We start from the raw sequence: 26,424 nt of genomic DNA, 5'->3' as shown, positions 1-26,424 counted from the left end.
TACCCTAAAGCCATGACTTTTAATGAAGGCGCGCGGCTTGACCCCTCGCAAGCGGAAGACCGTAGAGGCCGTGGCAGTATGGGCCGCGGTGGCAAGATGGGATTGGGGCTCGGCGGCGGCATCGTGGTGCTGATTGGAGCCCTGCTGGGGATCAATCCCGATCTTTTGAGCTCAATGCTGGGAGACACCGGCGAACAACCGGCCATTGAGCAGTCGGGTGGCTCAGCATTGGAGAACTGCCAAACGGGAGCGGACGCCAATGCCAACCTGGACTGCCGCATCCTCGGAACGGCCAACGCACTCAACAGCTTCTGGCCTGGCTACCTCAACCAATATGGTGTGAAGTACTCAGTACCCAAAACCGTGATCTTCACCGGGAGCGTGGACACCGCCTGTGGTGCGGCCACTTCAGCTGTTGGCCCGTTCTACTGCCCCGGCGACAACAAGGCGTACTTTGATCCGGACTTCTTTGCCCAGCTGGAAACCCAGTTCGGTTCCTCCGGCGGACCGCTGGCCCAGGAATATGTGGTGGCTCACGAGTTTGGTCACCATGTTCAAGACTTGGCCGGGACCATTGGCAAGGCCCAGCAGGGTCCCAAGGGAGCCCAATCGGCGTCCGTGCGCACAGAACTTCAGGCTGATTGCTACGCCGGAATCTGGATGCGGTACGCCTCCACCAAGCCAGCACCAGGAAGCAGCCAACCGTTCCTGAAGCCGCTTGCACAAAGCGATCTCAACGATGCCCTGTCTGCGGCTTCCTCCGTGGGCGACGACAGGATCCAGAAGGCCGCCACCGGCAGGACCAATCCGGAATCGTGGACACACGGTTCAAGCGAGCAGCGCCAAAAGTGGCTGTATAAGGGCTATCAAAGTGCCGATCTGGCCGCATGCGACACCTTTGCGGTACCCACGGTCTGAGCAGCGTTAATGCCAGACGCGCGCTACGGTTCCCGGAGCGGGGATGGATTTCAAAGGTCGCTTAGCGACCGAGGAAATCTTACTGCCCGCGAGGGAACTGTAGCGCGCGTCTTACGTGGTGACTAGATGTTGAAGCCGAGGGCACGCATCTGGTCGCGACCGTCGTCTGTGATCCGCTCGGGACCCCACGGCGGCATCCATACCCAGTTGATGCGCCACTCGTCCACGATCGGACCCAGAGAGTTCTCCACCTGTTCCTCGATGACGTCCTGCAGCGGGCAAGCCGCTGTGGTCAGCGTCATGTCCAAGAGCAAAGCACCGTCGTCGCCATAACGCATGCCGTACAGCAGGCCCAGATCGACGATGTTGACGCCGAGCTCCGGGTCAATGACGTCCTTGAGCGCTTCCTCAACGTCTTCGAGGTCAGTTTGTCCAGCAGCAAGGGCTGCACTTGATTCGCTGATATCAGTCATGATTCCTTCTTAGCGATGGTTAGGCTGTTGCCGATTCTGCAACCAGGTAGCGGTCGTAGCCTTCTGCTTCCAGACGGTCAGCAAGCTCTGCGCCGCCCTGTTCGGCGATGGCGCCGTCAACAAATACGTGCACAAACTGCGGCTTGATGTAGCGCAGGATGCGGGTGTAGTGGGTGATGAGCAGCGTGCCCAAGCCACCTTCCTCGATGGAACGGTTCACGCCTTCGGAAACAACCTTCAGGGCGTCAACGTCAAGACCTGAATCGGTCTCGTCGAGGATAGCGAACTTGGGACGCAAGAGCTCCAGCTGGAGGATTTCGTGGCGCTTCTTCTCGCCACCGGAGAAACCTTCGTTGACATTGCGCTCAGCGAACTCGGGCTCGATGCGCAGCTGGGCCATGGCAGCCTTGACGTCCTTGGTCCAGGTACGCAGCTTGGGGGCTTCGCCGTCAATGGCGGTCTTGGCGGTGCGCAGGAAGTTGGTCATGGTGACACCGGGGATTTCTACCGGGTACTGCATGGCCAGGAACAGTCCTGCGCGGGCGCGCTGGTCAACGGTCATCGCCAGGACGTCTTCGCCGTCGAGGGTGATGGACCCGCTGTCAACCGTGTAGCGGGGGTGGCCAGCAATGGTGGAGGCCAGAGTTGACTTGCCGGAGCCGTTAGGGCCCATGATGGCGTGAGTCTCACCGGTGTTGATGGTCAGGCTGACACCCTTGAGGATCGGCTTGATGCCCTGTTCCGTCTCGATGCTGACGTGCAGGTCCTTGATTTCCAGAGTAGACATACTCTATTTTCTCCTAAAAAGTTTGTGTGCGGGCCGCGGCGCTACTGCGCGCTGACGCCGTTAAGAATGTTGGTGACGTCCACATAGACGTCGCTGCCGTGAATGCTCAGGGCAAAGACGGGCACGGGCTCAAATGCGGGCAATGTCAGAGGTTGACCTGTGGATAGGTCAAAGGAGCTGCCATGTGCCCAGCATTCGATGGTGCCGTCCTCCACGTCGCCTTCGCTGAGGGAGATTTCCGCGTGTGAGCAGGTATCCCCAATAGCGTGAAGTTCCCCGTAGGAGTCCCTCACAATGGCAATGGGGTAGTCATCAACCTCAACAAGCAAGGATGACTTCACCTGGACATCGTCGGCTTGGCAGACAACAACGCCGGCGGGCGTGGAGGAATCAGTCACTGTGGAGTCGCCGCCAATTCGCGTTCCACGGACTCGCGCAGACGCTCTTCGAGGGCAGGAACCTGGATGTGCTGGATGACCTCGTTCAAGAAGCCACGCACCACCAGGCGTCGGGCAACGCTTTCTTCGATGCCGCGAGCCTGCAAGTAGAACAACTGCTCATCATCGAAACGGCCAGTGGCGCTTGCGTGCCCTGCCCCTTCAATCATGCCTGTCTCAATTTCTAGGTTGGGCACCGAATCCGCACGCGCACCCTGGGTCAGGATGAGGTTGCGGTTCATCTCGTAGGTGTCAGTGCCCTCAGCCTGCTTACGGATCAGCACATCGCCAATCCAGACAGCGTGGGCGTTATCGCCCTGCAGGGCACCCTTGTAGGTGACGCGTGACTTGCAGTTCTTCGTGGAGTGATCCACAAACAAGCGCTGTTCAAGGTGCTGTCCGGCGTCGGCGAAGTACAGACCGTACATCTCAACATCGGCACCCGTACCGCTGTAACGCGCGGCCGGGGTGGTGCGAAGCAGGTCGCCACCGAGGTTGATGACAACGTGCTTGATCTTGGCGTCGCGGCCAACCAGGAGGTGCTGCGCACTGGCGTGCACGGCGTCGTCATCCCAGTCCTGGATGCTGACAACCGTCAGGTTGGCACCGTCCTCAACAAGGATTTCAATGTTCTCGCTCAGCACGGCGGTGCCGCGGTGATCCAAGACAACAACGCCAGTGGCGAACTTCTTGGCAATAACGACGACGTGCGAAGCTGCGGGGGCATCGCCCTGACCGGTGAGGGTCAAGGTGGTGACGTTGTCTGCGTTGCCAGCGAATTCTGCCGGCAAGGTGACAATGGTGGCTTCACTGAAGTTTTCCCATGCGGCAGCAGCCACACGGTCTTCCGGGATGCCTGCGGTACCGATGCGTGCGTCATCGCGCCCCACGGTCTCAACCGTGACGCCGTCGGGCGCCGACACCTCAACCAACGGTGCGGGACCGTTGAGCTCGACACCCTTGATGCCTACACGGTCCAGACCGCGCAGACGCTTCAGCGGGGTGAAGCGCCACTCTTCTTCCCGGCCGGTAATGGCCGGGAAGTCGGCAAGGTTGTAGGAGGTCAGGCGGCCGGCGCGTGAGCTGTCCGGGACGCCAATGCCGCCACCGTGGCTGTCGCCGCCGTGGCTGTGGGCCTTGGCGGCGCTACCGCCGAGGGGACCTGACTCGGGGTTGATCTCGGAGAGGCTTTCGCCTTCTTCGGTCATGCCCTTGATGAAGTCCTGCGACCAAACTTTTGAATCTGTTGCGTGTTCTTGCGTGAGCTCGGTCATTTAGCCGACGGCCCCTTCCATCTGCAGTTCGATCAGGCGGTTCAATTCGAGTGCGTATTCCATGGGCAATTCCTTGGCGATCGGCTCGATGAAACCGCGCACAATCATGGCCATTGCCTCGTCCTCGGGCATGCCGCGGGACTGCAGGTAGAACAGCTGCTCTTCGCTGACCTTGGACACGGTGGCCTCGTGGCCCATGGAGACATCGTCTTCACGAACGTCCACGTAGGGGTAAGTGTCCGAGCGGGAGATGTTGTCCACCAGCAGCGCGTCGCAACGAACCGTGTTGGCCGAGTGCGTGGCACCTTCACGGATCTGGACCAGACCGCGGTACGCGGCACGTCCGCCACCTCGAGCTACAGACTTCGAGATGATCGAGGACTGCGTGTTCGGGGCAATGTGGACCATCTTGGATCCGGTGTCCTGGTGCTGACCTTCACCGGCAAAAGCAACCGAGAGCGTCTCACCCTTGGCGTGCTCGCCCACGAGGTAGACGGCCGGGTACTTCATGGTGACCTTGGAACCGATGTTGCCATCGACCCACTCCATGGTGGCGCCCTCGTGTGCAATGGCGCGCTTGGTCACCAAGTTGTACACGTTGTTGGACCAGTTTTGGATGGTGGTGTAGCGAACGCGGGCGTTCTTCTTGACCACAATTTCCACAACAGCCGAGTGCAGTGAATCCGAAGTGTAAATCGGAGCCGTGCAACCTTCGATGTAGTGCACGTAGCTGCCTTCATCGGCAATGATGAGCGTGCGCTCAAACTGGCCCATGTTCTCGGTGTTAATACGGAAGTAGGCCTGCAGCGGGATTTCCACGTGGACGCCCTTGGGGACGTAGACGAAGGAGCCACCGGACCAGACGGCCGTGTTCAGCGAGGCGAACTTGTTATCGCCCACAGGAATCATGGTGCCGAAGTATTCCTGGAAGATCTCCGGGTATTCGCGCAGTGCGGTGTCGGTGTCGGTGAAGATAACGCCCTGGGCTTCCAGGTCCTCACGGATCTGGTGGTACACAACCTCGGACTCATACTGGGCGGTCACGCCACCCACCAAGCGGTTACGCTCAGCCTCGGGGATACCCAGCTTCTCGTAAGTATTGCGGATGTCTTCGGGGAGTTCTTCCCAAGATCCGGCCTGCTTCTCCGTGGAACGCACAAAGTACTTGATGTTATCGAAGTCAATGCCGGAGAGGTCTGCACCCCAGGTGGGCATGGGCTTGCGGTCGAAGTACTTCAGGCCCTTGAGACGCATGTCCAGCATCCACTGCGGTTCGTTCTTCTTGGCGGAGATGTCGCGAACGACCTCTTCGCTCAGGCCGCGGCGGGCATTGTCGCTGGCCGCGTTTTTATCTGACCAGCCAAAGGCATAATTGCCTAGGCCCTCCAGTTCGGGGTTCCTCTCGAGGATGTCGTGGTTGGTGGCATCTGCCACGTCACCATTGGCGCGAACATCCTGCGCTAATTGATCCGTCATCACGGCCTTTCTTGCTGATGGTTGGAAACTGAGCTCACGGGGTTGTGGGGACCGGCTGGCATGACTGCCAGTTTGCGGACCACCGCCCGCCCCGTAGGTACATGTGTGGTGCAAACGTGTCCACCACTTGCCATGGTGGAGAGTCTGCGAACATCGACGCCAATCAACCGGGAGAAAACTTCGGTCTCGGCATCGCAGAATTGAGGAAAGGAACTGGCAAGTTCCTGTATGGGACAGTGCCCTTGGCATAACTGTTCGGCGGCCATGGATGTTCCGCTGTTGAGCGAATTAGATGTGGCTACGAACCTGTCGGCGTTTAGCGCTGTGGCCAAAACCTTGGATCGGGCGGCTACATCTTCGCCAGCGGCATCAACAAGAGGCTGGTATTTGGCCTCCATGAGGGCAAAGCGGCGTTGTGCAAACTCCACGACTCCGGCGTCACCTCGAATACCTGAAATTTCATTCAGGGCCTGCGTGGCAATCTGCAGGTAGTCGTCGCCAATTTCGGTTTGGCCTCGCTTAGAGACAACGTACCGACGCGCGGGACGCCCGGCCCCGCTTTTGGCATTGCTGACCAGCTTGACTTCAATGAGGCCTTCCTTGGTCAGTGAATCTAGGTGACGGCGCACGGCGGCAGGAGTCAGCCCCAACAGTTCACCCAGCTGGGCAGCACTAATGGGCCCATGTTCCAGCACGGCCGTCAAGACACGGTCTCGGGTACGCTCATCAGGCTCCACACCCGTGGGGTGCACGGACGTTGTTTGCTGACTCATTAACACCTCCACACAGTCAAAAAATACGCACAACATTAGACAACACAATTATGTCGTAATTGGGCGCGTATTGCCACTAAGGCGAGCCTACCCACAGCCCCGCATGAGCCCATGAGACTTGCAGCACCGGCGGCACCCTGCGGCCCCCGGTAAAACTCCCAAGTGGCTCGCGTACAATGGCCGCGTGACAAAGACACTTTCCCCTGCCCTGGAAATTTCCGGGCTCATCAAGGACGTGGGGCCCTTGCCGGCATTGGATGGCCGGATGAAACGCGTGGTATCCAACATTAGCCTGACGGCTCACTTTGGTCAGGTAACGGCCCTCTTGGGTGCCAATGGCGCCGGTAAAACCACCACCATCGAATGCGCCCAGGGCCTACAAACCCGCACCGGCGGCAGTATTTCGCTCCTGGGTCAGGATCCGGAAAAAGCCGACGCCGCACTGCGCTCCCGGGTGGGTGTCATGCTGCAGGACGGCGGACTGCCACCGGCGGCCCGCCCCATTGCGCTGCTCCGCCATGTTGCGGGCTTGTACCAAAACCCTCTCTCCGTGGACGCCCTGGTAGAGCGGCTCGGCATCAACGAGTTCTCCGACACAAACATTCGCCGCCTTTCCGGTGGTCAGAAGCAGCGCGTGGCACTGGCCGCGAGTCTGCTGGGCAACCCGGAGGTACTGTTTCTCGATGAACCCAGCGCCGGCCTGGACCCGCAGTCGCGCATCATGGTTTTTGAGCTGATCCGGGAACTGCGCGACGCCGGCAAGGCCATCATCCTCACCACGCACCTACTCGATGATGCCCAGCGGCTTGCCGACTACGTCTACATTGTGGACAAGGGTGAATCTGTGGCTGCCGGCACTGTTCAGGAACTCCTCGAGACGTCCACGGCGGCTATGGAGCACCGCGCCATGACGTTCGAGGCCGCACCTGCTTTGGACGTGTCCGCTCTGCTACGCCCCGGGCTTGACTGCACCGAGACCCGTCCCGGCAGTTACGTTTTAACCGGCCCCTTGGAACCAGGCGATCTTGCCCGCTTTGGTACGTGGTGTGAACGAATGCGTGTCATGCCTACCTCAGTACACCTGGCATCCAAGTCCCTTGAGGACGTATTCCTTGCCATTTCCGACGGCGCCGCAACAGTTGCCCGTGTTTCCTCCGATCGCAACTCTCACAGCACGGTGATTTCATGAGCACCCTTTTCCATAACGCCCCGCCGGCACACGCGGCGAGTTTGACGCGACGAATTTTGAACCAGGGCAAGTATGAGGCAGCCACCATGCTGCGCAACGGCGAACAGCTGGTGCTCATGATAGTCATGCCACTGCTGGGCCTGATTGCTCTGGTAGCTACTCCCCTGCTCGATGACATGGGTCACTCCCGTGTTGCCATTGCAACCCCGGGCATTCTTGCCCTATGTGCGCTATCAACGGCGTTCACCGGACAGGGCATTGCCACGGGATTTGACCGGCGTTATGGGGTGCTGCGCTTCATGTCCACTACACCGCTGGGCAGGGGAGGATTGATCGCTGGCAAAGTCATCGCCGTGCTGGCCGCTTTGGCGCTGCAGGTGGTGCTGATCTCCACCGTGGCCGCATTCATGGGTTGGCGCCCACCGGTGGCTGGCGTGCTGCTGGGCATCCCGCTGCTCATTTTGGGGGCTGCCGCATTCACAGCAATTGGCTTGCTGATTGCCGGCACCGTGCGTCCTGAAGCGACCTTGGCCATCACCAACCTGGGCTGGATCCTGTTCGCAGCTGTGGGCGGGATTGTGCTGCCGGCCGGTAAGTTCTCGAGCGCCCTCGAGGCCTACGTGCAGTGGCTGCCCTCCGGCGCTCTCGGAAACTTGATGCGCGCTGCCCTGATTGAAAGCCGCCTCGATGTGTGGGGGCTCATTATTTTGCTGGCGTGGGGCGTGGCTGCCGCCATTGCCGCCGTCAAATGGTTCAAATGGAATTGAAAGGCGACACCGAAGTGAGTCAAAGCAGTACCGCAGTAGCCCTGCGCAACTTTGCCCAGAAATTGCCCACGACCATCACCCCCGCCATCAAGCGCCTCAGCATCGCCTCCTTGATCGGCCAAGGCATCTTGATCATCTCCGGTGGTGTGGTGCGAGTTACCGGCTCGGGGCTGGGTTGCCCGACCTGGCCCAAGTGCACGGCGGAGTCCTTGACGAATACGCCCGCGATGGGCATCCACGGAGTCATTGAATTCGTCAACCGCACGCTCACTTTTGGACTCGCCGCCGTCGCTTTGGTCCTGCTGATCTTGCTCTGGAACCTGCGCCACGAACGTAAGGATCTATTCTGGTTGGCGTTTGGCCTGCTCGCCGTCATCCCCGCCCAAGCCATTATTGGCGGTATCACAGTGCTCTCGGGCCTGAACCCTTATGTTGTGAGCCTGCACTTCCTGGTCTCTGCCGCGCTGGTGGTGGTCTCCATGCTGATGGTCAACAGGACCTACGGCCGTACGGGTGCTTCGGGACCCAATGACGTTCCGCGCGCCAAGCCCCTCATCCGCCAGCTAAGTGTCATCGCCGCCGTGGCCAGTTATCTGGCAGTAGTGTTGGGCACTTTGGTTACAGGTTCCGGTCCACACTCAGGCGATGCCACCTCGCCGCGTATGGAATTGGACGGCTACCTTGTGACTCGCATGCACGCCGTCCCCGTCTACGTGCTCGTGGCGACGGCGTTGCTGCTGGTCATTTTGCTATGGCGCAACGGCAAGGGCGATATCCTCCGAAACGCATCCTTGATCCTTTTCGTCTCGGTGCTGTTCCAGGGCGTTATTGGATACTGGCAGTACTTCACCGGCATCCCGATCCTCCTCGTAGTGGTCCACATGTTCGGAGCCTCGCTCATGCTCTCCGTCGCCACCAACATGATTGATGTGGCGCTCTGCCGCGGCAAGGACCAAGTTCAACTCAAGTAGCCTCCTGCTCCAGTGCCGCGGACCCAGAGGCTCGTGGCCGATAGTGTCACGGCGGCACAGCCCCTGCACAGACTGCTGCTTTAGGGCCCGGTGTCAATACCCGAAAAGGTATCGGCACCGGGCTTTTTCATGCACGTTTGTCCTCCGCCCTGTATTCCGCCCTGCCCTCCGCGCTGTACTCCGTGCGCCGATTCTTGCTGCCGCGACGTGTCCTAGTGCCTGACTCCCCGGTCAGTGTCCAGATAATGCCACTTACAAGCCCAGAAAACCGCTCATAACGACATTAACTGGACACACGACGGCAGAACGGACGGGCCCGGACCGGAAGGGCTCACGGCCCAACGTGAGTACGGCGAATCAACAGGGCAACACGTGAGAGTCAGTCGGCAAGGCTCCAACTCCGCGCTACCCGCGCACGCCAGTACCGCCCTCAACGAGCCAGGGTCTGCTGCCCCGACGTGTTCTAGTGCCTGTGTCATTTTCAGTACTCGGCTGCACAGGGGGCCTCTTGTTTCCGGGGTTGTGCAGGCGAGTGTTGAGCACTAGTTTTTCAGTACTCCTCTGCACTAAAGTCACTTCTGCTTAGTACTCCTCTGCACAGGAGGCCCCAGATTGGACACCCTACTTTGAGCTGAAGAGTTTCTGTCCGTCGGCTCGGAGATCTCCGGTCGGGGAAACGTGGCGATAGAGGGGCTGGCGGGTGATGCCAAGTTCTACGCATAGGTCACCGACCTTTGTTTCAGGTGGTCCCATGGAGGCCAGGGCCAGTCGAACCTTGGCCGCGGTCATCTTGCAGGGCCGTCCGCCCTTGCGCCCGCACGCGAGGGTGGAGGCGAGTCCGGAGATGGTGCGTTCGGAGATGAGTTCCCGCTCAAACTCGGCCAGTGCTGCGAAGATCCCGAAGACAAGTTTGCCTGAAGCCGTGGTGGTATCGATTGCGGCGCCTTCCCCGGTAAGGTACTTTCAGGCTGATGCCTCGGTTCGTGAGGTCATGGAGGGTATTCACCAGGTGACGCAGGTCCCGGCCGAGTCGGTCGAGCTTCCATACCAACAAGGTGTCTCCGTCACGTAGCGCTTTCAGGCACGCGGCAAGTTGTGGCCGGTTCACTCTAAGAATCCGACCTGTGGTGTCTCATAACCTAAGTGTCTAGAATCCGATGTCGTGCAAGACGTTAGATGCTGACGGAGTCGCCATTTAGGCTGCGATTTGGCCGCCATTCGGAACGATCAGTCACAGGCCAAAGGGGAAAGCAATCAGGGTGTTTCAAAAACGGTCGTTTGCTATAGAGCACGGAGGTGGGAACCACCTTGGTGAAAGCTTGCGCTACGTGATCCCCGACCCCTGTTCGTGATGGGCCACACCCGCCACAGGTGGTCGGGTGGTCGGGCGGGTGCTGTCTTCAAGACCTAGGTCATCGTGGAGCTGAAGGCGTACGATGACATCACCAGCAGGGGTCATCCTCAGGGAGTGTTATGGACGCGGACAGCGCATCAACCGAGGACCCCCAACCCTTCGGGAACGAGGCGGCGACCGACGAGGCAACCGGGGCGCGCACGAAGAAGCGTTCACCGGTGGTGCGTTACCTTTCGATCCTTGGTCCGGGCCTTGTGACGGGCGCCTCCGATGATGACCCGTCAGGAATCGCGACGTATGCGCAGGCGGGTGCCACCTATTCGAACTCCATGCTGTGGACCGTGCCGCTTACCCTGCCGTTGATGATGGCGGTGCAGGAAATCTGTGACCGCACGGCGTTGGCGACCGGGAAAAGTCTTGGTTTACTTGTCAGGGTCAAGTTTGGACGCCAGCCCAGCATAGTCATCGGGGTGCTTATCGCGGCCCTCCTCGTGGCCAATACCCTCAATATAGCTGCCGACCTTGTGGCCATCGGTGACGGTGTTCAGCTTCTCGGTGCCGGGCCGGCACCCTTGTGGAGTGCGATCGCCGGGGCCGCCATCGGGACCACCTTGATCGTGGGCTCCTTCGAAGCGATTGCCAGAATCTTCAAGTACTTGTGCCTGGCACTATTGGCCTATGTAGCCGTGCTGTTCGCCGCGAACGTCAATTGGCCCGACGCACTCCAGGGCATGCTCGGTCTGCAGCTTCGATTCGAACCCGGCTACCTAGGATTGGCCGTGGCTGTGCTGGGCACCACCATCACCCCCGTACCTGTTTTTCTGGCAGAGCGCGCACCGGATCGAAGAAATGCGGGGCGAGGAACTCGGGGGCGACGACGCCCCCTCCCATAGGGACCGGGGCAAACCGGGGGCCAAACGCAAACAGCGCAACAGCCGTGTCGACGTATTTAGCGGCATGGCGTTCTCCGTCCTCGTCATGTTCGCCATTATTGCCGCCACCGCCGCGACACTTGGCATCCACGGAACAAGAATCACCAGCGCAGCGGATGCCGCGAAAGCACTCCAGCCCATCGCAGGGGGCGCCTCGACTCTACTGTTCGCTGCCGGGTTCATCGGATCCGGCATCCTGGCTGTGCCCGTACTTGCAGCCTCCGGCTCTGCTGGGATGGCCGGACTGTTGGGCAAGAATTGGGGTCTGCAACGCAGCCTGAAGAATGCGCCCCTTTTCTATTCGCTTCTCGCCGCGGGCACAATCCTAGGAATCCTACTCAGTGTCTTGGTCACGGACCCCTTCGCTCTACTCGTGCTCAGCGCGATCGTTAACGGCATTGCCGCCGGACCATTCCTGATCGTGACAATGCTCATCGCCCGCGACAGAAAGCTAATGGGCGAGTACCGAAATGGAAAACTGGCCGCGACCCTGGGGCTGGGGAACAACCGGGCTCATGTGCATCGCCGGGGCCATAGGCCTGTGGCTCACCATCACCGGGGCATAGCCAACCGAAAGCGGCATGATTTCCCGAGCCTCACCTCACCCTCGAAGCGGATTCTTGGGTTCCGTCCGCGATAAGTGCAGCCCCTGTTTACGGCAGCCGCCACTTTCTACTTAACAGTGCAGCGTTCCGCCGAACACCCCAAGCATGGCCGCCGCATCCCTGGCTACCGTGAAGCTGCCGCGACCGGGGATGCGGGACTGCATCTCGAGTGCTTCAGCCATGGCTTCCGCCTCCTCGGGCGGCTTAGTGCCCATGTGGCTGCTGCGCGCCGACATGATCAGGCCCCTCTGTGACAGTCGTCGGACGGATGGCGAAGTGGTCAAGTTTCGGCAGGGCATGGCCAATCCGGTGTTCGGCGGAATGGATGATTTCACCTACCACCGACAACGCGGCGTCGACCACCACCACTGTGGCGGCGCCCTGGAGCCGATGCCCCACCCACCGCAGCTGGACGTTGTCCACGGCCAGGACTCCCGGCGTGCTGGCCAGGGCTGATTCGGCACGGTCCACGAGCCCGGGCTCGATCCCGTCCATCAACCGCCGGCCGATGCTTTTGACGGTGCCCCACAGCAGGGCGATGATGGCCGCTGAAATGAGCAGGCCCACGATCGGATCGGCCAGTGGGAAGCCGAGCATGACTCCGCCGGCACCGAGCACCACGGCCAGCGAGGTGAACCCGTCGATCCGAGCATGGACGCCGTCGGCCACGAGTGCCGCGGAACCGATCTGCCGGCCCACCCTGATCCGGTAGACGGCCACGGCCTCGTTCCCGGCGAAGCCAATGACGCCGGCGGCCAGCACCCACCACAGATTGTGCAGAGGTTGCGGATGGAACAGCCGGTCGATGGACTGCCAGGCCGCAACTACGGCGGACAGCGCGACCACCGCAACGATGAACAGGCCGGCGAGGTCCTCGGCCCGCCCGAACCCAAAGGTGTAGCGGCGGGTTGCGGCGCGGCGGCCCAGGATGAAGGCAATCCACAACGGGACGGCCGTCAGGGCATCGGAGAAATTGTGGATGGTATCCGCCAGCAGCGCCACTGAACCGCTGATGAGGACCACCAGGAATTGCAGGACGGTGGTGCCCAGCAGGATGAAGAGGCTGATCTTTAGGGCCCGGACGCCCTTGACACTGGACTCCAAGGCGTCATCGATGGAGTCTGCAGAGTCATGGGTGTGCGGGACGAACAACTCGAACAGCCACCCCTTGAACCCGGAGTGGTGCTTGTGAGAATGTCCGGCGTGGGCGTGGCTGTCGGCGTCGTGGTGCCCGTGCTCATGGGGATCATGGGGATGACTGTGCCCATGCTCCACGTCATGACGGTGGTCGTTTGTCTTACCGGCGGGGCTCATGCTGTCCTCTGGCCTGCGCGGTGGTGTGCGGGCATCCCGCCGAGTGCGTGCTCGGCCTGGTAAATGGCGTCAGCGACCAGCTGGCGTGCGTGCTCGTTCTCCAACCGGTACATGACCTTCGTCCCGTCCTGGCGGGTGGACACGATGCGGGCCAGGCGCATTTTGGCCAGGTGCTGCGACACGGCGGCAGGGGATTTGCCCACGGCTTCGGCAAGCGCGCCCACGGCCATCTCGCCGTCGCGAAGGGCCAGTATGATCCGCACCCGGGTGGCATCAGCCAGCATGGCAAAGATCTCCACCGCCAACTCCACGTACTGGCTATCCACATCCAATGTGCAAGACTTCTTATCTGCATTCATACGCACATAATCTCATTAAGCGACTGCATGTGTCGCATTGACCGTGACGGGTCAGGCTATGGCCCGACTGTCGACTGGACTCGATGCAATTCCTGGGTGCCGCCTAGTTAAGAGGGTGATCGGTTTCTTCGCCACCTTGCTTCGGTGCGCGGTGTGTTTGTGGATCGGCTTTGCGGTTCCGTAGAGGCGGCACCTTTGCCTGCAGGGCACCACGGTGCCGGGCGCGGCGCAGGGTGAGGAGGGTGAAGCCGATCATCACCGCGGCGATGAGTGCGATCAGGGTCATCGAGATCGCAATCAGACAGGGAATTCCCATCGCGTTGATGTTTGACCAGTCATCCCATCGGGAGGCAATTATTCCTTGACCGATATCATCCTGTTGTCTCTGGTTGCGTCACACCCTCGGCGGCTGGCTGCCCGTCCAGAGCCGTGTACTTCGTCCTTGCACGGTGGGCCCGGTATTCATGCATGGTGAGCCAGACGATGAAGTTGTCAAAGGCGGTCAGCAAGACCATGCCCCAAGTAAAGGCAATCACCAGTTCGTAGCTTTGGTAAAGGATGAAAACACCCAGGAAGGCAATCATCCACGGGTAGGCCCAGAGTTTGTCCTTGAGTACCGCCCAGATCAGGGCGATCTTCACAAGCCCGTGCAACAACAAGTAGATGGCCCCGAACAGGGTCGCAGAGACGGTCATGGTCCCCGCCAAATGCATCAGGGCCCTAGCAACGAGGTCATGGGGATCTTCGGAGAGCTCATGCCGGGTCAGGATCTGGACCAAGGAGCCCACCTGTGCGGGAGAGCCCAGGAGGAGGATTCCTCCGATAAGTTCCAGCACCCCGTCCAGACCCTTCAGGACCTGGCTGACCTTGAAGGTTTTGTCCAGGACGTCCTGCGGGTATTTACGTTCGTCATCCTTCCTCATCCTCATCAAATCCCACAAACACGGGCCACTACTGCGCTCGACAAAACCCTAGTGTCGGATATTTCACTTTGTAACAAGCCGCCCTAACCGGTGCAATCAGTTATTGCATTGCAACCATTTGTGGATTCTTTTTGCCCCATTCGTTGCCTGCTCGGGCCGGTAGATGCCGGTACAAGGTGGATCGAGTCAGCCCCGTCTTGTTGGGGATCTCCGCCATGGTGTTCCCGCTGGCCCGCAGCAGCGCGGCGTGTTCGAGATCATTCGGTAAAACGACAGAGGGGCGGCCAGTGCGCCGTCCGGGAGCGGACGCAACGGCCCGGGCGTGCGCTGCCCGTTCGATGGCGTAAGTACGTTCCGTCTGGCCAAACAAAGCAAGCATGACCACGGCCAGCTGCCCCATGGGATCGTCAGGGTTGGATGAATGCACCCGGATAGGGTCTGCCAGGTTTCGAACACCCACACCGCGCTGGGCCAGGTCGTGGATTATATTCAAGGTGTCGCGCACGGTCCGCCCCAGGCGGTCTAAGGTATGCACCACCAGAACGTCACCGGCCCTCAGATTAGCTAGGGCGGCCAGTTGGCGCCCTAGATCCTGTTTCGTGGTCGAGACGCGCGCATTAGCCGATCAACATACGATTGAACTCCTTGTCATTTATCCGATCGTATAAATGACAAGGAGTACAAGCCATGCTGATTGGCTATGCGGCTGTCCAAAGCAGACGGATCACAAAGCACCGATCTGCAAAGAGATGGGCTCCTTGCGGCCGGGGTTGATTCCTTGAACCTCTACGAGGACCAGGCCTCTGGCAAGAAGGACGACCGTCCGGAACTTGCGGCTTGTTTGAAGGGGATGCGAGACGAGGACACCCTGCTGGTGTCGAAGCTCGACCGGCTGGGCCGGGACCTGCGCCACCTGGTCAACACCGTTCATGACCTCACGGACCGTGGCGTCGGGCTGAAAGTCCTCACCGGCGAGGGTTCCGCCATCGACGCCACCACAGCCTCCGGCAAGCTCGTCTTCGGGATCTTCGCCGCCCTCGCCGAGTTTGAACGAACCCTGATCTCCGAACGCACCATCGCCGGCCTGGCCTCAGCGCGGGCCCGAGGCCGAAAGGGAGGGCGACCCTACAAAATGACTTCGGCAAAGGTCCGCCTGGCGATGGCAGCCATGGGACAGAAGGAAACAAAGGTCGGCGCCCTGCGCGAGGAACTTGGCGTCACGCGGCAAACCCTCTACCGCCATGTCTCCCCGTCAGGTGAACTGCGCGCGGACGGGAAGAAACTCCTAGACTCGAAATGATGCCAGAAGGTTGGACCCGCTGCTGAAATTTGTGCACTCGTCTTTGGAAAAATAACACATGGAGAGCCGGATGCGATGAGAGTCGCACGTCCGGTTCGGCGGGCAGCCACGGCGAAACCCAGCCCAGCAATAGGACAACGGGCGCGCCGTGACTGACCCAACCAGACGGCTTCTGAAAATGACAGCCTGACTCCCCGGTCAGTGTCCAGATAATGCCACTTGCAGGCCCAGAAAACCGCTCATAACGACATTAACTGGACACTCGACGGCAGAGCAGAATGGACGGGGCCGGACCGGACACAGCCTCCCGGGCTGAGAACTTAACCAACAACGGCCGGCTCCTTCCGTGGGGAAGGTGCCAGCCGGCGTCGTGCGGTGCCGTGTGCGCAACATTCTGCGCGTGCAGCGAGTGAGGAAGATCAGCCCATCAAGGCGGAACCAACAAACGGGTCCACAGCCAGCGACAGGAATACCAGCGTCAGGTAGCTGATGGAAACATGGAACACCTTCATGGCGTTCTTCTTCGTCACGAGGTCTTTCTTCGAATTGTTGTAGAGGACGTGGGCCTCGTACAAGAACCAGGCACCTGCAGCGAGGGCCACCACCGTGTAGACAATGCCAGCGCCACCGAGTGGAATCATCAGCAGCGAACAAACCACCATCGCCCAGGTGTAGAGGACAACCTGGACGGCAACGGTGCGGGAACCGGCCACGGCCCCGAGCATGGGGACGTTGACGGCGTTGTAGTCGTCGCTGTAGCGCATGGACAGCGGCCAGTAGTGCGGCGGGGTCCAGAGGAAGATGACCATGAAGAGGATGATGGCGGGCCACTGAACGGTGTTAGTGACAGCAGACCAGGCGATCAGGACCGGGAAACAGCCAGCGGCTCCGCCCCAGACAATGTTCTGTGAGGTGCGGCGCTTGAGGATGATGGAGTAGACGACCACGTAAACAAAGATGGCCCCCACACCCAACATTCCTGTGAGCGGATTCACACTCCACAGTAAGGCAACCGCAATGACGGTGAGCACCCAGGAGAAGATCAGAGCCTCGCGGGGTGTGATGACGCCGGTCACCAAAGGCCGCTTGGACGTGCGGTTCATGACCTTGTCAATATCGCGGTCAATGTAGCAGTTGAACGCTCCCGCAGCACCGGCGGCCAGTGCGCCACCCACCATGGTGGCCAACATCAGCCACAGGCTGGGAACGCCGCTCTTGCCCGAAAAACCCTGCGCGTAAAACATGGTCGGCAAGGTGGTGACCAGGAGAAGCTCAACAACCCGGGGCTTGGTCAGCGCCACATATCCCTTGGCCTTGTCCGAGAAACTAAGCGAAACTTTGGCCGAAGCCCCAGTTGCCGGGCTATGTGTCGCACTCACGTGTAATGTCACCATGTTTTCATTGTTGTCTTTAGTGCCGTTTACATCCGGGCCGCAATTATTGCGCCGGATGTCGCTGTTACGCCAGCCTCGCCCAGCTCGCCCGCGAACAGGCACGTCACCGGCGCGTCACAGACGTCATAAACCTCTAATCATCATAGCGGATTGCCCTATAGAAGAGCGAAAACGGCCATTGTCAAGACCGGCTCCAACTCTTCGCAACATGTCAAAACTAATCACGTTCCGGGTACTACATCGTGTAACTTTAGAATTGCCTAATGGCATGAGATTTTAGTGGTCACACTACCGTGCGACTAAGCTTGCAACTGCTGAAGCACCACCGCAGTGCGGAGCCAGCAGCGTGCGCCGGATACCTCAAGGCAACCGGTTGCGTTCAAGTCGCCCGCACCTGCATTATTTATGCACATAACGAGAGGGACCTGTCAGTGTCACATCAGGATTTGCCAACGTTCACCTGGACCGCCAACGATCAGCGCGCAGTAGACACCGCACGCATTTTGGCCGCTGACGCCGTTGAGAAGGTGGGCAACGGCCACCCCGGAACAGCCATGTCACTGGCTCCGGCCGCGTACTTGTTGTTCCAGAAGGTCATGCGGATTGATCCGAAGAACCCCGACTGGATTGGCCGCGACCGCTTCATCCTCTCCCCCGGCCACACCTCGCTGACACTCTATGTGCAGCTGTTCCTCTCCGGCTACGGCCTAGAGCTCTCCGACTTGGAGGCCCTGCGCACCTGGGGATCGTTGACCCCCGGGCACCCCGAGTACAAGCACACCGCTGGAGTCGAGATCACCACCGGCCCGTTGGGCCAGGGCCTGGCTTCGGCTGTTGGCTTCGCCTACTCGCAGCGCCGCATGCGCGGCATGCTCGATCCCGAGGCCGCCCCCGGCACCAGCCCGTTCGACCACACTGTCTGGGTCATTGCTTCCGACGGCGACCTCCAGGAAGGCGTGACCAGCGAGGCTTCCAGCCTTGCCGGCCACCAGGAACTGGGCAACATGGTTGTTGTCTACGACTCCAACCACATCTCCATTGAAGACGACACCAACATCGCCTACTCCGAAGATGTCCTCAAGCGCTACGAAGCCTATGGCTGGCACGTCCAGCGCGTTGACTGGACCAAGACGGGCGAATACGTCGAAGACGTTGCAGAACTGCACGCCGCTTTGGCCGCAGCCAAGGCCGAGACAACCAAGCCTTCCTTGATCTCCCTGCGTACCATCATTGGCTTCCCGGCCCCCAAGAAGCAGAACACCGGCGCCATCCACGGCTCCGCTCTGGGCGCTGCTGAAGTTGCTGCTGTCAAGGAAGTTCTGGGCTTCAACCCGGAGAAGAGCTTCGACGTAGAGCCCGCCGTTCTGGAGCATGCACGTGCGGTAGTAGACCGCGGTGCCGCTGCTCACGAAGAGTGGAACACCAACTTCAACGCCTGGGCTGCTGCTAACCCGGAAAACGCTGCTTTGCTGGAGCGCATCCAGAAGAAGGAACTGCCTGCCGGCTGGGAAGAAAACCTCCCCGTCTTCGAAGGCGGCAAGGCTGTCTCCACCCGCGCAGCATCGGGCAAGGTGCTGAACTCCATTGGCGCCGTACTGCCTGAACTCTGGGGCGGTTCCTGCGACCTGGCTGGTTCCAACAACACCACCATTGACGGTGCCGGATCGTTCGTGCCTGCTTCCAAGCAGACCGAGACCTGGTCAGGTGGCCCCTACGGCCGCGTCCTTCACTTTGGTATCCGTGAGCACGCCGCCGCCTCCATTGTGAACGGCATCCACCTCAGCGGCCCCACACGCGCCTTCTCCGGCACGTTCTTGATCTTCAGCGACTACCAGCGCCCGGCCATCCGCCTTTCGGCACTGATGGGCGTACCCTCCATCTACGTATGGACGCACGATTCCATCGGCTTGGGCGAAGACGGCCCCACTCACCAGCCTGTCGAGCAGCTCTCGAGCCTGCGCGCCATCCCGGGCTTGGACGTTGTCCGCCCCGGTGATTCCAATGAAGTTGCGGCTTCCTGGAAGAAGATTCTGGAAACCACTGACAACCCGGCCGGCATTGTGCTGACACGTCAGAACATCCCCACGTACTCCCGTGGCGCTGGCGCAGCTACCGCCACCGAGTTTGGTTCCGCAGACTTGGTCGCCAACGGCGGCTACGTTTTGGCAGAGGCCGTGTCCGACGGCGCAGTGGTCACCCCCGCTGTCATCCTGATCGCCACCGGTTCCGAAGTTCAGCTGGCTGTTGAGGCCCGCGAAGCTCTCGCTGCTGATGGCATCGCCGCCCGCGTTGTCTCCATGCCGTGTGTTGAGTGGTTCAACGCTCAGAGCCCGGAATACCGCGAATCAGTATTGCCCGCAGGCGTCAAGGCCCGTGTCTCGGTCGAAGCTGGCTTGGCACTGGGTTGGCGCGAGTTCGTTGGCGACGCAGGCCGTTCCATCTCCTTGGAGCACTTCGGCGCCTCCGCTGACTACAAGATCCTGTTCGAGAAGTTCGGCATCACCACCGAAGCAGTGACAGCTGCTGCCAAGGACTCCATCGCAACGGTTAACGCTTAATCGACCGCACGTCACACCCGTATTCCCGAAGGCCGGCACACCGCATCTCCTGACGCCGGCCTTCGGGAATACAACCTCTCACCTGCAACGCTATTAATTGCAGGGCCTTAATCCACAAGGAACACAAGGAAGTAGCACAATGACTAACTCAACTCCCACCGCAGCCGTCTCCGCCGCAGGCGTGTCCATCTGGCTCGATGATCTCTCCCGCAGCCGGATCAGCAGCGGCAACCTTTCTGCCCTGATCGCAGAAAAGAACGTTGTTGGCGTCACCACCAACCCCAGTATTTTCGAAGCAGCCATCACCAAGAGCGATGACTACAAGTCCGAGCTGGCCAAGTTCTCCGCCGCCGGCATCAACGCCGAAGATGCAGTCTTTGAACTCACCACAGCAGACGTTGCAGACGGTTGCGATATCTTCGCTCCCATCTACGATTCCACCGCTGGCGTTGACGGCCGTGTGTCCATCGAAGTTGATCCGCGCAAGGCTTGGGACACCGAGGGCACCATTGCCGAGGCCAAGCGCCTCTACGCCAAGGTCAACAAGAAGAACGTCCTGATCAAGATCCCGGCAACCCTTGAAGGCCTCGAAGCCATCACGGCAACCTTGGGCGAAGGCATCAGCGTCAACGTCACCCTGATCTTCTCACTGGACCGCTACCGCGCCGTCATGAACGCATTCCTCAGCGGCCTGGAGCTGGCAAAGACCAACGGCCACAACCTGGCCGAGATCCACTCTGTGGCCTCCTTCTTCGTTTCCCGCGTTGACCTGGAAATCGACAACCGACTCGACGCCATTGGCACCGAAGAAGCAGCAGCCCTGAAGGGCAAGGCCGGACTGGCCAACGCCCGCTTGGCATACCAGGCATTCGAGGAAGTCTTCTCCTCGGAGCGTTGGGCCGTGTTGGCTGAAGCCGGTGCACTCCCCCAGCGTCCACTGTGGGCCTCCACCGGCGTGAAGAACCCGGCCTACCCGGACACCATGTACGTCACCGAGCTGGTCGCCGCACACGTGGTCAACACCATGCCGGAAAAGACCCTCGATGCAACCTTCGATCACGGCGTGGTCACCGGTGACACCATCACGGGCACCTACGAGGAATCGAACGCTCTCCTGAACAAGCTCGAGGGCCTCGGCATCTCCTACAACGATGTTGTGGGCGTTCTGGAAACCGAAGGCTTGGACAAATTCGTTGCCAGCTGGAAAGACCTCTTGAACCACGTTCAGGTTGCTCTTGACGCTGCCGGCGCGGAAGGCTGACGGCCATGACAGCACTGGCATTTACCGCCACCGGAGCCGCTAAGGCTGCCGGCGAGGCGCAGCTGCTGACGCTCGTGGCAGACCAGGTAGCTTCACGCGTATTCGCCAAGGACGCCACCCTGTGGGGTCCGGACGCCGAGTCCGAGTCAGCCATCCGTCTTGGCTGGGTCGAGGCACCTGAGGTCTCCGCCGCTCTGATCGAAGACATCACCGCCCTACGCGATGAACTGCGCGCCGAAGGCGTCAACCACATTGTGCTATGCGGCATGGGCGGCTCCTCGCTAGCTCCTGAGGTCATCACGGCAACTGCCGGTGTTGAACTCACCGTCCTGGACAGCACCGATCCGGGCCAGGTTCGTGCAGCTATCAGTGACCGCTTGGCCACCACGGCTATTGTGGTCTCCTCCAAGTCCGGATCCACACTGGAAACTGATTCCCAGCGCCGCATCTTCGAGCAGGAATTCACAGCTGCCGGCATCGACGCCAAGTCACGCATCATCATTGTCACCGACCCGGGTTCGCCCTTGGACGGTTCGGCACGTGAAGCTGGCTACCGCAAGGTATTCAACGCAGACCCCAACGTAGGTGGCCGCTACTCGGGCCTGACCGCTTTCGGTTTGGTGCCCTCGGGCTTGGCTGGCGTGGACCTTGTGTCCTTGCTGGATTCCGCTGAGGAAGCCGGCGAGATGCTGCGCGATGACGACGTGGACAACGTCGGCTTGCGCCTCGCCGCAGCCTTGGGTGGTACCTCGCCGTTGCGCAACAAGATTGTCATAGTTGATGAGGGCTCAGGCATTGTGGGCTTCGCGGACTGGGCCGAACAGCTTATTGCCGAATCAACTGGCAAGCTCGGCACGGGCGTGCTCCCTGTCGTGGCTGATCCCGATTCCCCCGAGGTCACAGGCGGTGCAACCGACGTTTTGGTGGTGCGCTTGGTAGCCGGGGACGCCGACGTGGAACTTCGTGAAAACGAGGTCAGCATCGCCGGTGACCTGGGCGCCCAGATGATGGTGTGGGAATTTGCCACAGCCGTTGCCGGTCGCCTGCTGGGCATCAATCCCTTTGACCAGCCTGACGTTGAGGCTGCCAAGGTAGCTGCTCGCGGCCTGCTGGACGCCACTCCTGCCACGACCCCTGCGCTGTTCACCGACGGTGCGGTAGAAGTTCGCACTGCCAACAACGACGCCGAATGGCTGGCCGGGGTACAAACCCTCCCCCAGGCACTGGCTGCTCTGGTAGGCACCTTGGGCGCCGACGGTTACCTGAGCATTCAGGTGTACCTGGACCGCTTGGCTAATGCACCGTTGGAGTCTGTGCGCAATGAGCTTGCCGCATACTCCGCCCGCCCCGTCACCTTCGGCTGGGGCCCGCGCTTCCTGCACTCCACCGGCCAGTTCCACAAGGGTGGCCCCGCCATCGGTGTGTTCTTGCAGGTGACTGGTGCCGCCACTGCGGACTTGGCTATTCCGGAACGACCGTTTAGCTTCGGCGAGCTCATTGCAGCTCAGGCCGCAGGCGATGCAGCCGTCCTCGCTGACCACGGATGTCCGGTACTCCGACTGCATCTGACAGATGTAGTCGCCGGCGTTGCTCAACTTCAAACTGTGGTGGCCGAACTTGCCGGCCGTCACTTAGACGCATAAGGCTACCTCTCTTAAGATGCCAACCTCTGCCACATCACAAAATGAAAACCCGCTCCGGGACAGTCGCGATCGGCGACTGTCCCGGGTTGCGGGTCCCTCGTCTCTAGTACTCTTTGGAGTCACTGGAGACCTCTCTCGCAAAAAGCTCATGCCAGCCGTCTACGACCTGGCAAACCGCGGATTGTTGCCGCCGAGCTTTGCCCTTGTTGGCTTTGGCCGCCGAGCCTGGTCCGACACGGAATTTGCGGCAGAGGTAAGGGCCTCGGTTGAGGCTCACTGCCGCACGCCGTTTGATGAGACTGTGTGGAACCAGCTCAGCGAAGGAATTCGCTTTGTTCAAGGTGAGTTTGATGAAGACGCCGCCTTTGAACGCCTCAGGGCCACCCTTTCCGAGCTGGATGAAACCCGCGGTACCCGCGGCAACCACGCCTTCTATCTCTCCATTCCACCCAAGGCTTTTGAGCTTGTCTGCCGTCAGCTCTCGCAGCACGGCCTCGCTCAGGGCCCTACGGAGACCTGGCGCCGGGTAGTTATTGAGAAGCCGTTTGGCCATAATCTCAAATCTGCCAGGGCCCTGAACGACATTGTTGAATCAGTATTCCCGGCCGACGCCGTGTTCCGGATTGACCACTATCTGGGCAAGGAAACCGTTCAAAACATCCTTGCCCTGCGTTTCGCCAACCAGCTCTTTGAGCCGCTGTGGAACGCAAACTATGTTGACCATGTGCAGATCACTATGGCCGAGGACATCGGCACCGGTGGCCGCGCTGGTTACTATGACGGCGTGGGCGCAGCCCGTGACGTAATCCAAAACCATTTGCTACAGTTGCTGGCCTTGACGGCCATGGAGGAACCCATTTCCTTCAATGCCGATCATTTGCGGGCCGAGAAGGAAAAGGTCCTCGCCGCTGTGAAGCTGCCTGAGGATCTCTCCGCTCACTCTGCACGCGGCCAATTCGCTGGTGGCTGGCAGGGTGGTGAGCAGGTTCTGGGTTACCTGGAAGAAGAAGGCATTCCTGCCGACTCCACCACGGAGACCTTTGCCGCCATCCGTTTGGACATTAATACTCGCCGTTGGGCCGGCGCACCGTTCTACCTGCGTGCAGGAAAACGTCTGGGCCGCCGTGTGACCGAAATTGCTGTGGTGTTCAAGCGCGCACCAAACCTTCTGTTCACTGACCACGCCGAGGATGACTTCGGTCAGAACGCCGTAGTTATCCGGGTACAGCCAGATGAGGGTGTAACAATTCGTTTCGGCTCCAAGGTGCCGGGCACGCAGATGGAAGTCCGCGATGTCACGATGGACTTTGGCTACGGCCATGCGTTCACCGAATCCAGCCCTGAAGCTTACGAACGCCTCATTCTCGATGTGTTGCTAGGCGAACCACCGTTGTTCCCCCGCCATGAAGAAGTTGAGCTTTCTTGGAAGATCCTTGACCCGTTCGAGGAATACTGGGCAGCAGAAGGCATCCAGCCTGAAGCTTATGAACCAGGTAGCTGGGGCCCGTCCTCCGCTGACGAACTCTTGAAGCGTGATGGAAGGACGTGGCGTCGACCATGATCGTTGAACTCCCCAATACAACCACGTCCAAGATCACCAAACGCATCGTGAAGATGCGCGAACAAGGCGGCGTTGTGGCCTTGGGACGCGTACTCACACTCGTGGTGATCACTAAGCGCGGCCGCGAAGAAGAAGCCATTGAGGCTGCGAATTTGGCTAGCCGCGAGCACCCGTGCCGGATCATTGTCCTCGCGGCGGGCTCGCCCGAGGACAAGACGTGCCTGGACGCCGAGATTCGTGTTGGCGGTGACGCCGGTGCTTCCGAGGTGATCGTGCTCCGTGGATCCGGTGAGCTTGCTGTTGAGAGCGAATCCGTTCTCTCGGCGTTGCTCTTGCCTGACGCCCCGATCGTTGCCTGGTGGCATACGGATGCTCCCGCATCACCGAGTAAATCAGCAGTGGGCCGGATTGCGCACCGCCGCATCACCGACTCAGCAAATTCCGCTGACCCGCGTGACGCACTTGAGCACATCGCTCAGACCTACGCCGACGGTGACACGGATTTGGCGTGGACTCGCTTGACCAACTGGCGTGTGCAGTTGGCGGCTGCCTTGGATCAGTACGATGGATCGGATCCCATCACCGGCCTTCAGGTGGAGGGCGCCAGCGATTCCCCCAGCACATTGCTGCTGGCGGCGTGGCTGCACCGCGCCTTGAACGTGCCGATCACGGTAACCGAAGATCCCAGTGGCACCGGCATCCGTAGGGTGGTCATGGAGCGCCACAACGGCAATGTTGAATTGACCCGACCGGGTTCCTTGGAAGCAACACTGCTACAGCCGGGTCAGCCGGAACAGAAGATCTCCTTGCCTCGGCGTTCCTTGCAGGACTGCTTGGCTGAGGAATTGCGTCGACTGGATCCCGACTTGGTCTTTGGTGAAGTTATCACCTTGGGCCTGCCCAAGCTGTTGGCCGAAGAGAAGGTAGTCAAGGCATGAGCAAGAACGTCCGCATCACCACGCATCCCTCCTTCGATGTACTGGCCGCCACCACGGCCGCACGTCTGATCACGCGGCTATTGGATGTCCAGGGCGAACGTGGCGAGGCAACTGTTGTCTTGACCGGCGGTAGCGTAGGTATTGCCACATTGCGTGAAGTTGCCAAGTCGCCGGCTCATTTGGCCGTCGACTGGAGCAAAGTCAACTTCTGGTTTGGCGACGACAGGTTTGTTGAGACCGCTTCGGAGGACCGCAATTATGGCCAGGCAGCAGATGCGCTGTTGAACCATATTCCAGTTGATCCGGCACGCGTCCATGCCATGGCCGCCTCGGACACTGTTGCCGATCTCGAGGAAGCCGTAGCCAAGTATGCCCAGGAGCTGGCCATAGCGGCCAAGACTGAATGGCAGAACGACGACGAGGCCTCCGGAGACGCTCCGGTAGTCCCCCGCTTTGATGTTCTGCTGCTTGGTCTGGGTCCCGATGCGCACATCGCATCGTTGTTCCCGGAGCTGGCGGGCATCCGCACCAAAGGTGTCCCCGTGGTGGGGGTTCGCAACTCACCCAAGCCACCGCCCTTGCGCGTTTCGTTGACGCTGGAAACCATCAACTCTGCCCAGGAAATCTGGATTGTTGCTGCCGGTGCCGATAAGGCTGCCGCTGTGGGCTTGGGCTTGGCTGGTGCGAGTGAAGTTCAGGTTCCTGCCTCAGGTGCACGTGGCCTCAACAAGACCCTGTGGCTGTTGGATGAAGCGTCGGCAGCCAAAGTTCCTTCGGCGCTGACACGCCGCGAGTCCTGACAGAAGCGTTGAGCTAAGCGAGCCAAGTAAAAGGTCCCCTCCGGCAACATGCCGGAGGGGACCTTTTACTTGGCTCTAGGTACTAGACGCCGATGTTTCCGTAGGACATGATCAGGCCTAGGCCAATGATGACCAAGCCCCAGACAATGCCTAGAACTACGGTGAAGCGGTTCAGGTTGCGTTCTGCCACGCCGGAGGAGCCCAAGTTGGAGCTCATGCCACCGCCAAACATGTCAGACAGTCCGCCACCACGGCCCTTGTGGAGCAAGATCAGCAGGGTCAGCAACAAGCTGGTGACACCCAAGATGATCTGCAGGGCAATTTGTAATGCTTCCACGTGTGGCCTTTCGAACATGATGATGGTGAATCAAGTAGGTGATGGAACAGGGGTGAGGCGCATCAATGCGCGGCCATGCC

General features: G+C 60.3%; 25 protein-coding genes and 2 pseudogenes. 13 read left to right on the top strand and 14 right to left on the bottom strand.

What is annotated here, in order from left to right; genetic code table 11:
* The first annotated feature begins 12 nt into the window (after positions 1–12).
* On the top strand, positions 13–918 hold the full coding sequence (gene ypfJ, locus AS189_RS11165; protein WP_062288746.1) for a KPN_02809 family neutral zinc metallopeptidase: 906 nt from the start codon (positions 13–15) through the stop codon (positions 916–918).
* A 122-nt stretch (positions 919–1,040) separates the two neighbouring features.
* On the opposite strand, the gene AS189_RS11160 is transcribed toward ypfJ, so the two are convergent.
* The 6 genes from AS189_RS11160 to AS189_RS11135 are packed head-to-tail and all read right to left on the bottom strand — an operon-like array spanning position 1,041 to position 6,138.
* Complete coding sequence (locus AS189_RS11160; protein WP_062288743.1) at positions 1,041–1,391, bottom strand: metal-sulfur cluster assembly factor; 351 nt, start codon at positions 1,389–1,391, stop codon at positions 1,041–1,043.
* Positions 1,392–1,410: 19 nt separating this feature from the next.
* The gene (sufC, locus tag AS189_RS11155) at positions 1,411–2,178 is read right to left on the bottom strand and encodes a Fe-S cluster assembly ATPase SufC (protein ID WP_062288740.1); all 768 of its coding nucleotides are present in this window, start codon (positions 2,176–2,178) and stop codon (positions 1,411–1,413) included.
* 41 nt (positions 2,179–2,219) lie between these two features.
* Positions 2,220–2,576, bottom strand: coding sequence for a non-heme iron oxygenase ferredoxin subunit (locus AS189_RS11150; protein WP_062288736.1), 357 nt, complete (start codon positions 2,574–2,576; stop codon positions 2,220–2,222).
* Positions 2,573–3,889: a Fe-S cluster assembly protein SufD gene (sufD, locus tag AS189_RS11145; RefSeq protein ID WP_062288734.1), complete on the bottom strand. Its 1,317-nt coding sequence runs from the start codon at positions 3,887–3,889 to the stop codon at positions 2,573–2,575. The genes AS189_RS11150 and sufD overlap by 4 nt, the downstream gene beginning before the upstream one ends.
* A complete protein-coding gene (sufB, locus tag AS189_RS11140; protein ID WP_062288731.1) occupies positions 3,890–5,365 on the bottom strand; it encodes a Fe-S cluster assembly protein SufB in 1,476 nt (491 codons plus the stop codon).
* A complete protein-coding gene (locus AS189_RS11135) occupies positions 5,365–6,138 on the bottom strand; it encodes a helix-turn-helix transcriptional regulator (RefSeq protein ID WP_062288728.1) in 774 nt (257 codons plus the stop codon). Before AS189_RS11135 ends, sufB begins: the two co-directional genes overlap by 1 nt.
* 184 nt (positions 6,139–6,322) lie before the next feature.
* On the opposite strand from AS189_RS11135, the gene AS189_RS11130 reads away from it, so the two are divergent.
* The 3 genes from AS189_RS11130 to AS189_RS11120 are packed head-to-tail and all read left to right on the top strand — an operon-like array spanning position 6,323 to position 9,065.
* A complete protein-coding gene (locus tag AS189_RS11130) occupies positions 6,323–7,327 on the top strand; it encodes an ABC transporter ATP-binding protein (RefSeq protein WP_062293495.1) in 1,005 nt (334 codons plus the stop codon).
* Positions 7,324–8,094: an ABC transporter permease gene (locus AS189_RS11125; RefSeq protein ID WP_062288725.1), complete on the top strand. Its 771-nt coding sequence runs from the start codon at positions 7,324–7,326 to the stop codon at positions 8,092–8,094. Before AS189_RS11130 ends, AS189_RS11125 begins: the two co-directional genes overlap by 4 nt.
* 14 nt (positions 8,095–8,108) lie before the next feature.
* Positions 8,109–9,065, top strand: coding sequence for a COX15/CtaA family protein (locus AS189_RS11120; protein ID WP_062293492.1), 957 nt, complete (start codon positions 8,109–8,111; stop codon positions 9,063–9,065).
* A 621-nt stretch (positions 9,066–9,686) separates the two neighbouring features.
* On the opposite strand, the pseudogene AS189_RS19400 reads toward AS189_RS11120, so the two are convergent.
* Positions 9,687–10,176: pseudogene (locus AS189_RS19400) on the bottom strand (recombinase family protein); the annotation flags it as partial.
* Positions 10,177–10,538: 362 nt separating this feature from the next.
* Here AS189_RS19400 and AS189_RS11110 point away from each other — a divergent pair.
* Together AS189_RS11110 and AS189_RS11105 are read left to right on the top strand one after the other, a co-directional pair.
* On the top strand, positions 10,539–11,312 hold the full coding sequence (locus AS189_RS11110) for an NRAMP family divalent metal transporter (protein WP_062288720.1): 774 nt from the start codon (positions 10,539–10,541) through the stop codon (positions 11,310–11,312).
* Entirely contained in the window at positions 11,269–11,991 is a 723-nt protein-coding gene (locus AS189_RS11105) for a divalent metal cation transporter (protein WP_062288717.1), read from the top strand. Before AS189_RS11110 ends, AS189_RS11105 begins: the two co-directional genes overlap by 44 nt.
* Before the next feature lie 169 nt (positions 11,992–12,160).
* Here the strand turns inward: AS189_RS11105 and AS189_RS11100 are convergent, their stop codons facing one another.
* The 5 genes from AS189_RS11100 to AS189_RS11080 all read right to left on the bottom strand — a co-directional run bounded on the left by AS189_RS11100 (position 12,161) and on the right by AS189_RS11080 (position 15,111).
* Positions 12,161–13,270 (bottom strand): cation diffusion facilitator family transporter, encoded by a 1,110-nt coding sequence (locus AS189_RS11100; RefSeq protein WP_082634236.1) that lies wholly within the window; start codon positions 13,268–13,270, stop codon positions 12,161–12,163.
* A complete protein-coding gene (locus AS189_RS11095; protein WP_062288715.1) occupies positions 13,267–13,629 on the bottom strand; it encodes an ArsR/SmtB family transcription factor in 363 nt (120 codons plus the stop codon). Before AS189_RS11095 ends, AS189_RS11100 begins: the two co-directional genes overlap by 4 nt.
* 103 nt (positions 13,630–13,732) lie before the next feature.
* Positions 13,733–13,945, bottom strand: a complete 213-nt coding sequence (locus AS189_RS11090) for a hypothetical protein (protein ID WP_129587245.1) — start codon at positions 13,943–13,945, stop codon at positions 13,733–13,735.
* A gap of 55 nt (positions 13,946–14,000) precedes the next feature.
* Positions 14,001–14,552: a DUF2127 domain-containing protein gene (locus AS189_RS11085; protein WP_062288709.1), complete on the bottom strand. Its 552-nt coding sequence runs from the start codon at positions 14,550–14,552 to the stop codon at positions 14,001–14,003.
* A gap of 100 nt (positions 14,553–14,652) precedes the next feature.
* On the bottom strand, positions 14,653–15,111 hold the full coding sequence (locus tag AS189_RS11080) for a recombinase family protein (RefSeq protein ID WP_272946753.1): 459 nt from the start codon (positions 15,109–15,111) through the stop codon (positions 14,653–14,655).
* A 128-nt stretch (positions 15,112–15,239) separates the two neighbouring features.
* Between AS189_RS11080 and AS189_RS11075 the strand changes: the two are divergent.
* A pseudogene (locus AS189_RS11075) lies at positions 15,240–15,852 on the top strand (recombinase family protein).
* Positions 15,853–16,271: 419 nt separating this feature from the next.
* On the opposite strand, the gene AS189_RS11070 reads toward AS189_RS11075, so the two are convergent.
* Positions 16,272–17,243: a heme o synthase gene (locus AS189_RS11070; RefSeq protein WP_062293486.1), complete on the bottom strand. Its 972-nt coding sequence runs from the start codon at positions 17,241–17,243 to the stop codon at positions 16,272–16,274.
* Positions 17,244–17,677: 434 nt separating this feature from the next.
* On the opposite strand from AS189_RS11070, the gene tkt reads away from it, so the two are divergent.
* The 6 genes from tkt (at position 17,678) to pgl (ending at position 26,007) form a co-directional block, all read left to right on the top strand.
* The gene (tkt, locus tag AS189_RS11065) at positions 17,678–19,804 is read left to right on the top strand and encodes a transketolase (protein WP_062293483.1); all 2,127 of its coding nucleotides are present in this window, start codon (positions 17,678–17,680) and stop codon (positions 19,802–19,804) included.
* Positions 19,805–19,943: 139 nt separating this feature from the next.
* Positions 19,944–21,065 (top strand): transaldolase, encoded by a 1,122-nt coding sequence (tal, locus tag AS189_RS11060; RefSeq protein ID WP_062288706.1) that lies wholly within the window; start codon positions 19,944–19,946, stop codon positions 21,063–21,065.
* Between the two features lie 5 nt (positions 21,066–21,070).
* Complete coding sequence (locus tag AS189_RS11055) at positions 21,071–22,708, top strand: glucose-6-phosphate isomerase (protein WP_062288701.1); 1,638 nt, start codon at positions 21,071–21,073, stop codon at positions 22,706–22,708.
* 16 nt (positions 22,709–22,724) lie between these two features.
* The gene (gene zwf, locus AS189_RS11050) at positions 22,725–24,269 is read left to right on the top strand and encodes a glucose-6-phosphate dehydrogenase (RefSeq protein ID WP_062288699.1); all 1,545 of its coding nucleotides are present in this window, start codon (positions 22,725–22,727) and stop codon (positions 24,267–24,269) included.
* Positions 24,266–25,207 (top strand): glucose-6-phosphate dehydrogenase assembly protein OpcA, encoded by a 942-nt coding sequence (locus AS189_RS11045; RefSeq protein WP_062288697.1) that lies wholly within the window; start codon positions 24,266–24,268, stop codon positions 25,205–25,207. Before zwf ends, AS189_RS11045 begins: the two co-directional genes overlap by 4 nt.
* Positions 25,204–26,007: a 6-phosphogluconolactonase gene (gene pgl, locus AS189_RS11040; RefSeq protein WP_062288693.1), complete on the top strand. Its 804-nt coding sequence runs from the start codon at positions 25,204–25,206 to the stop codon at positions 26,005–26,007. Before AS189_RS11045 ends, pgl begins: the two co-directional genes overlap by 4 nt.
* Positions 26,008–26,089: 82 nt before the next feature.
* Here the strand turns inward: pgl and secG are convergent, their stop codons facing one another.
* Entirely contained in the window at positions 26,090–26,362 is a 273-nt protein-coding gene (gene secG, locus AS189_RS11035) for a preprotein translocase subunit SecG (RefSeq protein ID WP_424580456.1), read from the bottom strand.
* Between the last annotated feature and the right edge of the window lie 62 nt (positions 26,363–26,424).

This window comes from Arthrobacter alpinus (genome assembly GCF_001445575.1).
Taxonomy (GTDB): Bacteria; Actinomycetota; Actinomycetes; order Actinomycetales; family Micrococcaceae; genus Specibacter; species Specibacter alpinus_C.
Note: the sequence above shows the minus strand (reverse complement) of the source record. Positions and strands in the feature narration are given on the sequence as shown.

Bases quoted from the DNA above. Each gene is read 5' to 3' on its own strand.
- AS189_RS11095 (WP_062288715.1), bottom strand. From the start codon at position 13,629: ATGAATGCAGATAAGAAGTCTTGCACATTGGATGTGGATAGCCAGTAC.
- sufD (WP_062288734.1), bottom strand. From the start codon at position 3,889: ATGACCGAGCTCACGCAAGAACACGCAACAGATTCAAAAGTTTGGTCG.
- AS189_RS11135 (WP_062288728.1), bottom strand. From the start codon at position 6,138: ATGAGTCAGCAAACAACGTCCGTGCACCCCACGGGTGTGGAGCCTGAT.
- AS189_RS11055 (WP_062288701.1), top strand. From the start codon at position 21,071: ATGACAGCACTGGCATTTACCGCCACCGGAGCCGCTAAGGCTGCCGGC.
- ypfJ (WP_062288746.1), top strand. From the start codon at position 13: ATGACTTTTAATGAAGGCGCGCGGCTTGACCCCTCGCAAGCGGAAGAC.
- pgl (WP_062288693.1), top strand. From the start codon at position 25,204: ATGAGCAAGAACGTCCGCATCACCACGCATCCCTCCTTCGATGTACTG.
- AS189_RS11105 (WP_062288717.1), top strand. From the start codon at position 11,269: ATGCGGGGCGAGGAACTCGGGGGCGACGACGCCCCCTCCCATAGGGAC.
- AS189_RS11110 (WP_062288720.1), top strand. From the start codon at position 10,539: ATGGACGCGGACAGCGCATCAACCGAGGACCCCCAACCCTTCGGGAAC.
- AS189_RS11125 (WP_062288725.1), top strand. From the start codon at position 7,324: ATGAGCACCCTTTTCCATAACGCCCCGCCGGCACACGCGGCGAGTTTG.
- secG (WP_424580456.1), bottom strand. From the start codon at position 26,362: ATGTTCGAAAGGCCACACGTGGAAGCATTACAAATTGCCCTGCAGATC.
- AS189_RS11045 (WP_062288697.1), top strand. From the start codon at position 24,266: ATGATCGTTGAACTCCCCAATACAACCACGTCCAAGATCACCAAACGC.
- AS189_RS11160 (WP_062288743.1), bottom strand. From the start codon at position 1,391: ATGACTGATATCAGCGAATCAAGTGCAGCCCTTGCTGCTGGACAAACT.
- sufC (WP_062288740.1), bottom strand. From the start codon at position 2,178: ATGTCTACTCTGGAAATCAAGGACCTGCACGTCAGCATCGAGACGGAA.
- AS189_RS11100 (WP_082634236.1), bottom strand. From the start codon at position 13,270: ATGAGCCCCGCCGGTAAGACAAACGACCACCGTCATGACGTGGAGCAT.
- AS189_RS11090 (WP_129587245.1), bottom strand. From the start codon at position 13,945: ATGGGAATTCCCTGTCTGATTGCGATCTCGATGACCCTGATCGCACTC.
- tal (WP_062288706.1), top strand. From the start codon at position 19,944: ATGACTAACTCAACTCCCACCGCAGCCGTCTCCGCCGCAGGCGTGTCC.
- zwf (WP_062288699.1), top strand. From the start codon at position 22,725: ATGCCAACCTCTGCCACATCACAAAATGAAAACCCGCTCCGGGACAGT.
- AS189_RS11085 (WP_062288709.1), bottom strand. From the start codon at position 14,552: ATGAGGAAGGATGACGAACGTAAATACCCGCAGGACGTCCTGGACAAA.
- sufB (WP_062288731.1), bottom strand. From the start codon at position 5,365: ATGACGGATCAATTAGCGCAGGATGTTCGCGCCAATGGTGACGTGGCA.